This window comes from Komagataeibacter oboediens, assembly GCF_003207815.1.
In the GTDB taxonomy this organism is placed as follows: domain Bacteria; phylum Pseudomonadota; class Alphaproteobacteria; order Acetobacterales; family Acetobacteraceae; genus Komagataeibacter; species Komagataeibacter oboediens.
This window is the reverse complement of record NZ_NKTX01000030.1, coordinates 20,776-28,304: the sequence shown is the minus strand read 5'-3', so window position 1 is coordinate 28,304 and position 7,529 is coordinate 20,776. Positions and strand designations below refer to the sequence as shown.

Annotated in this window: 6 protein-coding genes; 5 read left to right on the top strand and 1 reads right to left on the bottom strand. The window is 60.5% G+C overall.

The features are described from left to right. The first annotated feature begins 62 nt into the window (after nt 1-62). Together CFR80_RS11730 and CFR80_RS11725 are read left to right on the top strand one after the other, a co-directional pair. Nucleotides 63-2,114: an HlyD family efflux transporter periplasmic adaptor subunit gene (locus tag CFR80_RS11730; protein WP_258367783.1), complete on the top strand. Its 2,052-nt coding sequence runs from the start codon at nt 63-65 to the stop codon at nt 2,112-2,114. A 197-nt stretch (nt 2,115-2,311) separates the two neighbouring features. Beyond that, nucleotides 2,312-3,367: an NAD(P)-dependent alcohol dehydrogenase gene (locus tag CFR80_RS11725; protein WP_110507402.1), complete on the top strand. Its 1,056-nt coding sequence runs from the start codon at nt 2,312-2,314 to the stop codon at nt 3,365-3,367. A 133-nt stretch (nt 3,368-3,500) separates the two neighbouring features. Here CFR80_RS11725 and CFR80_RS11720 read toward each other — a convergent pair whose 3' ends face one another. Next, entirely contained in the window at nt 3,501-4,793 is a 1,293-nt protein-coding gene (locus CFR80_RS11720; protein WP_010515419.1) for a C4-dicarboxylate transporter DctA, read from the bottom strand. Nucleotides 4,794-5,272: 479 nt separating this feature from the next. On the opposite strand from CFR80_RS11720, the gene CFR80_RS11710 reads away from it, so the two are divergent. The 3 genes from CFR80_RS11710 (at nt 5,273) to CFR80_RS11700 (ending at nt 7,524) form a co-directional block, all read left to right on the top strand. Beyond that, complete coding sequence (locus CFR80_RS11710; RefSeq protein WP_010515421.1) at nt 5,273-6,187, top strand: carbamate kinase; 915 nt, start codon at nt 5,273-5,275, stop codon at nt 6,185-6,187. Nucleotides 6,188-6,250: 63 nt separating this feature from the next. Beyond that, on the top strand, nt 6,251-7,099 hold the full coding sequence (locus tag CFR80_RS11705) for an oxamate carbamoyltransferase subunit AllH family protein (RefSeq protein WP_029329611.1): 849 nt from the start codon (nt 6,251-6,253) through the stop codon (nt 7,097-7,099). Nucleotides 7,100-7,116: 17 nt separating this feature from the next. Continuing rightward, nucleotides 7,117-7,524 carry a GlcG/HbpS family heme-binding protein gene (locus CFR80_RS11700; protein ID WP_010515423.1) on the top strand — a complete coding sequence of 136 codons (408 nt, stop codon included), beginning with the start codon at nt 7,117-7,119 and terminating at the stop codon, nt 7,522-7,524. The last annotated feature ends 5 nt before the right edge of the window (nt 7,525-7,529 follow it).

The following is a 7,529-nucleotide window of genomic DNA, read 5'->3' as shown; positions in this document are numbered from 1 at the left end:
GGGCAATACCAGTCCATGCCACCATTCACTCCATCTCTTCGCAAAGACGGATGAATCACAACATGCTGGTATTGTTCAAAAACTTTCGGATCAGGCTCTATGACCCCGCCCGCCACCGCTATATCCGTCTGGGCGGCATGGAAATGGAGATCCTGCAGCGCTGGGACCTGGCAGACCCGGCCGCCATTGCCCGCGTGGTGCGTGAACAGACCACGTTCGACGCACAGCCCGATGATGTCACCGATCTTGCCGCCTTCCTGCGCCGGGCCGGGCTGACAACGGCACAGACTGGCGCGGACAGCGCCCTGCTGGCCCATCAGGCCCGCAGGCCGCCGCTCCTGTCATGGATCCTGCATCATTATCTGTTCCTGCGCGTGCGGCTGTGCAATCCAGATCCCATGCTGAAACGCTGGGTGCCGTGGACGAACTGGATTTTCACCCGCCCGTTCTGCATCGGGCTAGGGCTGGCGGTCATGCTGGCCGCCTTTGTGGTGATCCAGCAGTGGGGTCTGTACTCAGCCGGGTTCATGCACCTTGTCACCCCCGAAGGAGCGGTCGGCATCGCCCTGGCCCTGACATGCAGCAAGGTTGTTCATGAACTGGGCCATGGTATTGCCGCACGGCATTGCGGCTGCAGGGTTCCGGCCATGGGGGTGGCCTTTCTGGTGCTGTGCCCGGTGTTATGGACAGACACGACAGATGCGTGGCGACTGGTCAGCGCGCGCGCGCGGCTTGTGATCGACTGCGCCGGTATGGTGGCTGAAATCATGCTGGCGACCCTTGCCACGATCCTGTGGAGCCTGGTGCCCGACGGGCCGCTGCGTGACGGGCTGTTCACACTCAGCAGTTCGACATGGCTGCTGACGCTGTCGGTCAATCTCAGTCCGCTCATGCGCTTTGATGGATATTATATCCTATCCGACCTCATGGGTATCCCCAACCTGCAGGAACGTGCCTTTGCATGGACACGCTGGCGCACGCGTAAATTCCTGTTCGGGGTGAATGACCCGCCACCCGAGGCCTTTCCCGCACGGCGTGGCGACATGCTGGTTGGCTACAGCATGGCCACGTGGCTGTACCGCTTCTTCCTGTTCACGGGCATTGCACTGGTTGTCTACCATGCGGTCTTTCCGGCGCTGGGTATTGTGCTGATGGGAATTGAAATGTGGTTTTTTGTCGCGCGTCCCATTGCAGGAGAACTGTTGGAATGGGTAAGACAGGTTCTGCATGCGCCCATGAACCGCCACGTGCAGATGACCGGTGGCGCATTTGCCCTGCTGCTGGCGCTTCTGGTCCTGCCATGGAACCACAGCATACACGCCCCTGCCGTATTACGGGCACAACAGCAGGCCCCCCTGTATTCGGACGATGCGGGCACCGTCATGCACCTGCTGCCCACAGGCAGCATGGTGCAGGCAGGGCAGATCGTTGCCGAACTGCGATCACCACAGCTTGATCATGACCGCGCGGTATCCATGGCGCGGCTGGACACGTTGCAGGCGACACTGTCGGAACGGATGTTTGGGGTGGAAGATACCGCGTCCCTCGATGATACGCGCGAGAAGATCGAACAGGAAACCGCCGAGCGCCTGCGCACCGAGGCCGCGATACGGCAGATGACCATCCACGCGCCCTTTCCCGGTCAGCTTGTGGATGTGCCGCCTGAAATCCATACGGGCGATACCGTGAAACAGCATGAATATCTGGGCACGGTCATATCCCCCGACAGCCCGGCCGTCGAAGCCTACGTGCATGAAACGGATATCGGCTTCATCCATCCCGGCGCGCGGGCCAGCTTCATTGCCGATGATCCTCATGCAGCGCGGGTCATGGGACATGTGCAGTCGATTTCGGTTGCGTCCGTGCCTGACATCGATGCCCCGGAACAGGCCTCAACATATAACGGTCACATCAAGACGCACCGGGACGAAACAGGCCACAGGCTGTTACCGGAAGAAGCGGTCTATCAGGTCATCATCCTGCCTGACCGGACGTTGCCCCCCGTTACCCGACGTATAAAAGGGGTGGTGCATATCCATGCCACGGCAACCAGCTTCATACAGCGGACCTATCGCAAGGTGGTTGCGGTCTTCATGGGGGAAGCGGGTTTGTGACCCCGTGCCCGGACAATTGATCGACAGACGCCAGCCACGAACACGATCACATTATCACCATAGACGCCTGCCGCCCTTGACCGGGTTGGCGCCCTGCCCCCCGAATACCCGGAATGGCTGATCGCACGCCTGCCGTGCGGATGCCATGGCGGACGCATCACCCAAATCCGCCTGACAGGAATTGAAAGGATCCGAACATGCTTTCATGTGTTGGTTACGCCGCGACTGCCGCGGATGCGCCACTCAAGCCGTTTGCCTTTGACCGGCGCGATACCGGTCCTGATGACGTGCGCATCGATATCCTGTACTGCGGCGTCTGCCATTCCGACCTGCACCAGGCCCGCAATGAATGGCAGAATACGATCTATCCCTGCGTTCCGGGCCACGAAATCGTGGGGCGGGTGGCGGAAACCGGGTCGTCCGTCACCCGGTTCAAGGCAGGCGACATGGTCGGCGTAGGCTGCATGGTTGATTCATGCCGCGAATGCACAAGCTGTCGCGACGGGCTGGAGCAGTACTGCGAGACCGGCTTTGTCGCCACCTATAATGGCGAGGACCGGCACGGCCGCGGCATCACCTTTGGTGGGTATTCGCGCGCGATTGTGGTTGACCAGAGCTTCGTGCTGCGCGTGCCGGACACGCTGGACCCGGCCGCCGCCAGTCCGCTGCTCTGCGCAGGCATTACCACATGGTCACCGCTGCGGCACTGGAAGGTCGGCCCGGGACAGCGTGTCGGTATCGTAGGCCTTGGCGGCCTGGGCCATATGGGGGTCAAGTTTGCCCGCGCGCTGGGGGCGGAAGTCGTGCTGTTCACCACATCACCCGGCAAGGTGACCGACGGCCTGCGGCTGGGTGCGCATGAAGTTGTGCTGTCAAAGGATGCAGGGGCCATGGCCAAGGAACGCGGGCGGTTCGACTTCATTCTCGACGCGGTCGCGGCGGAACACGACATCAATGCCTATCTGGACCTGCTCAGGCGCGATGGCACGATGGTGCAGGTTGGCGCGCCGGAACAGCCGCTGCCGGTTTCCGTGTTCAGCCTGCTCATGAAACGTCGCAGCTTTGCGGGATCGCTGATTGGTGGCATCCCCGAAACACAGGAGATGCTGGATTTCTGTGGCAGGCACAACATCACGGCGGATATTGAAATGATCCGCATGGACGAAATCGAGACTGCATACGCCCGCATGCTCCGCTCGGACGTCAAATACCGCTTTGTGATCGACATGACGACCATGCCGCAGACCGCATGACCCGGATTGCCTGAGATACATCGCTTCCGTTCCCGCCATCCGTCAAGCGGGCCACGCACTGGGTGGCGGGAACAGGCGCCATTGTTACTGTGCCAACGATGGCGCACCGGCCTGCCGGCCGATTGGATACGGGTCAGTCCCGCATCAGCACATCCGCCATTTTTTCACGATCCAGCCGCCCTTCCCAGGCCCCGATCACGACTGGCGCCACGCAGTTCCCGGCCAGGTTTCCAACCGCGCGCGCAATACCGATGAACCAGTCCACCGCCAGCAGCATGACAAGGCTTGCAACCGGAATGGACGGAATGGCGGCAAGCGTTGCCGCAAGCACCACAATGGCGACACCCGGCACCCCATGCGCCCCCTTGGACGTCAGGAGCGCCGTGGCCAGCATGATGATCATCTGCCACGCAGAAAGGTGCGTCCCGGTCGCCTGCGCCAGAAAGACCACCGCCAGCCCCAGATAGATGGACAGGGCATCAAGGTTCAGGGAATACCCCGCTGGCACGACCAGGCCCACAACCTGTGGATCAACCCCCATGCGCCTGAGTTTTTCCATGACGCTGGGTAATACGGCATCCGATGTGGTGGTCGTGGACGTAATGACCAGTTCTTCACGGAAATAACGCAGGAAACGCCACGGACTGACACCCGACAGGCGCAGACAGCCGCCCAGTGCGATGATGATGAACAGCGCGATGACCACAAAATACAACGCAACAAAAGCGGCAAGATGCATGATGGCGGTCATGCCATACCGTGCAGTTGTCGTAGCCATGGCGCCAAAGACACCCAACGGCGCCAGGGCGATGATAAGCCGCATCATGCGCGCGAACAGGACCGACAGGGCATCGATCAGCCTGACCAGCGGTGCCCCGGCTTCCCCGATCAGGCTGAGGCAGCAGCCGAACAGAATGGCGAAAAACAGGATCTGCAGCACATTGGCCTGCGCGAACGCATCCGTCGGCGAACGGGGAATAAGCGAGAGGACGAATGCCGTAATCCCGCCTTCATGCAGGATCTGCGCATTGCGTGCATAGGACGCGACCATCTGCGCATCTTCCGCCGTTGGGGCGAACACGATGGAACGGCCCGGTTGCACCAGCATGCCAATGCCGACAGCCGTAACCAGCGCGAAGGTCGTCATGGTCTCGAAATACACCAGCGCCTTGATGCCCATGCGCCCGACGGCACGCAGGGAGCCCGCCCCCACGATGCCCATGACGACAATGCAGAACAACAGCGGGCCCACCGCCATGACAATCAGGCGCAGGAACAGGTCCGTGGTCCAGTGTGTCCGGCTGGCGAGACCAGGGTCCAGCAGCCCCAGTCCCAGCCCCGCCACACTGGCGATGACAACCTGCGTGAATATGCCCGGAAGCCATTTACGGCGGTATGACGGGGATGAAATGTGACAATCGCTCAAGCCAGCATCCTTGCAGACAGACGGAAATGATCATGAACCGGACAGTCATGACTTAACGGATATATGCACCCGCTGACCACCGTATGATACCAGAACCCTGTCCGTAATCCGTAAGTCTGGCAGGCGGGGTGCCAGGATCCTGCATGGGATGAACCGCATCCGGGCAATCATATATCAATGCCACGACAGACTGCCTGCGTTCCCGCACCTCGTTCCCGATGAACGTTTCCGTCTTCAGCAAAGACCGGAGCATGGGCGCCAGTATACCCGGCGCAGGGCGGAACACCGTTTCTGGCGCCACGTCCCGCGCGTCGTGGCGCCTTCATGACATGGCAATAACGGACCCGGTTGCGATGACAGGGGAAGGGCACGCACATGACCACGCGAATCCGTTTCGATGTCAGAAATATAATTTGCTCATTAAGAACATTTGTGCGCACAGTGACATCCGTGAGGGCTTCTCATCATAAGGAACCGCAATGAAATCCGTCATCGCCCTTGGGGGTAACGCGCTGATGCAGCGGGGACAGCCCCTAAGCATATCCGTCCAGCGTGAAAATGCCCGAATGGCCGCATGTGCCCTGGCAGGCATTGCGCGCAAGCACCAGCTTGTCCTGACCCATGGCAACGGGCCGCAGGTCGGCCTGCTGGCCATGCAGTCCCAGGCATTCAAGCAGGCCTCTCCCTATCCATTTGATATCATGGGTGCCGCGACCGAAGGCATGATCGGGTATATCCTGGAACAGGAACTGGGCAACGTGCTGGGCCGGGATGTGCCTGTGGCAACATTGCTGACACGTGTTGAAGTGGACCCGAACGACCCGGAATTTACCAGTCCAAGCAAATATATCGGTCCCCATTTTGATGAAGCGCAGGCGCAGGCATTAATCGACCAGTACGGCTGGACCTTCAAAAAGGACGGCCCGACCTGGCGGCGCGTGATCGCATCCCCCCACCCGTTACGAATTCTTTGGCACCGGCCCATCCGCTGGCTGCTGGACAATGGCGCGGTCATCATCTGTGGAGGCGGCGGAGGCATTCCTGTCATTTCCACCCCGGATGGCAGCCTGGAGGGCATTGATGCGGTTATTGACAAGGATCGTGTCTCCAGCCTGCTTGCGGTTCATCTGGCAGCTGACCTGTTCATCATCGCGACGGATGTTCCGGGCATATATGAAAACTACGGCACGCCACAGCAGAAACTCCTGACATCACTGACTGCGGGAGAACTGCAGCAGAAGGAATTTTCCAAGGGGTCGATGGGGCCGAAAGTCGAAGCGATCATCAATTTCGTGCAGAAAACCGGACGGCCCGCCGCCATTGGCTGCCTGTCGGAAATCGAGAAGATCATTGCCCGGCAGGCGGGAACGTGGATCATGCCCGATGCGAACTGAAATCCTGTGCCAGACATAAAACCTGTCATTGCTGGGTCGTTCATCCGGTCACGATTGCTGGGCATGGAAGGTAATGTCACCGTCCTTGCACGATTTACCGGCTATATATATCTGGCTGTCGCGCATACCGGTGATCCGGTCATTGTGGTCATTACACTGAATGGGGGTCGGGTCGGGCCACTATCCATCGTGCTGCCCGGGCACAGAACCCTGCCCCTGAACGGGTCTGCGCAGGGGCGCCTGCAGGGTGGTGTGATCGAAATTGATACCCTGCGGATCAACCTGCATCAGGCCCGGATACATGAATCGGAACTGAAGGCGCGCATGACCCCGGCCCGGATACCATCATGGCTGGACGGTGTGCTGCGTGACCTGGCCATCCTGCCCCGGCGCACGGCCATCCTGCCATCGGCGTCGGCTCCTGCGTCACCATCGCCCGAAGCCCGCGCCCTTACCCGGCTGTTCCACGCCGGGCTTGTGTCGGGAAATGCACGCGACATTGCCACGGCTGCAGGCAGGCTTGCCGGACTGGGCCGGGGGCTGACACCGGGCGGGGACGATTTCCTGTGCGGACTTATGGTCGCGGTCTGGTTTTCAGCACCCGACCCGATGCAGACCTGCATGCCCATCCTGACTGCGGTCCACGGGCAGACCACGTCATTGTCCTTTGCCTTTCTTGATGCGGCGGCCCACGGCCATGTCAGCGATACATGGCAGGATTTTCTGGCCCCCGTATCACGCGGCGCATCACGGACCGAGGTACTGAAAAACGTCATGGCGCCTGGTTTCAGTTCGGGGGAAGATACGCTTGCAGGTTTCATCTGGGGCATGCAGGCCATGCATATGCCACCTGCCGCCCTGTCCCCCATACCACTGGACACCCTGTCCGCCATGGGCGGCACACCCGATTGAAGGATGGATCAGAAAACATGAATATTCAGCTTCAGGATGCACAGGCCGCGATGAAGGCCGCAATTGATAAGGCCCGCGCGCTTGATATCGAAATATGCGTTGCGGTCATGGATGGGGGCGGACGGCTTGTCACGTTTGCACGGATGGACCAGTCCAACTGGGCCAGCATTTTCGGAAGCCAGGGCAAGGCGGCCACATCTGCCGCAACACGTTGCAAAAGCGGCGTCATACCACCTGAATCCGTTGTCATGTCGCGCATTCGGGAAATGGAGGGCAACAACCTGATTTATGCGAAAGGCGCGGTTCCCCTGTTCCGCGATGGCATGCTGATCGGCGCCATTGGCGTGGGCGGGGCAAGCGCCGACCTGGATGAAGCCTGCGCCGAGGCTGGGGCTACCGCCATTGGCTGCACGACGTCAGGCTGAGGTCG

Bases quoted from the DNA above. Each gene is read 5' to 3' on its own strand.
- CFR80_RS11730 (WP_258367783.1), top strand. From the start codon at position 63: ATGCTGGTATTGTTCAAAAACTTTCGGATCAGGCTCTATGACCCCGCC.
- CFR80_RS11725 (WP_110507402.1), top strand. From the start codon at position 2,312: ATGCTTTCATGTGTTGGTTACGCCGCGACTGCCGCGGATGCGCCACTC.
- CFR80_RS11710 (WP_010515421.1), top strand. From the start codon at position 5,273: ATGAAATCCGTCATCGCCCTTGGGGGTAACGCGCTGATGCAGCGGGGA.
- CFR80_RS11705 (WP_029329611.1), top strand. From the start codon at position 6,251: ATGGAAGGTAATGTCACCGTCCTTGCACGATTTACCGGCTATATATAT.
- CFR80_RS11700 (WP_010515423.1), top strand. From the start codon at position 7,117: ATGAATATTCAGCTTCAGGATGCACAGGCCGCGATGAAGGCCGCAATT.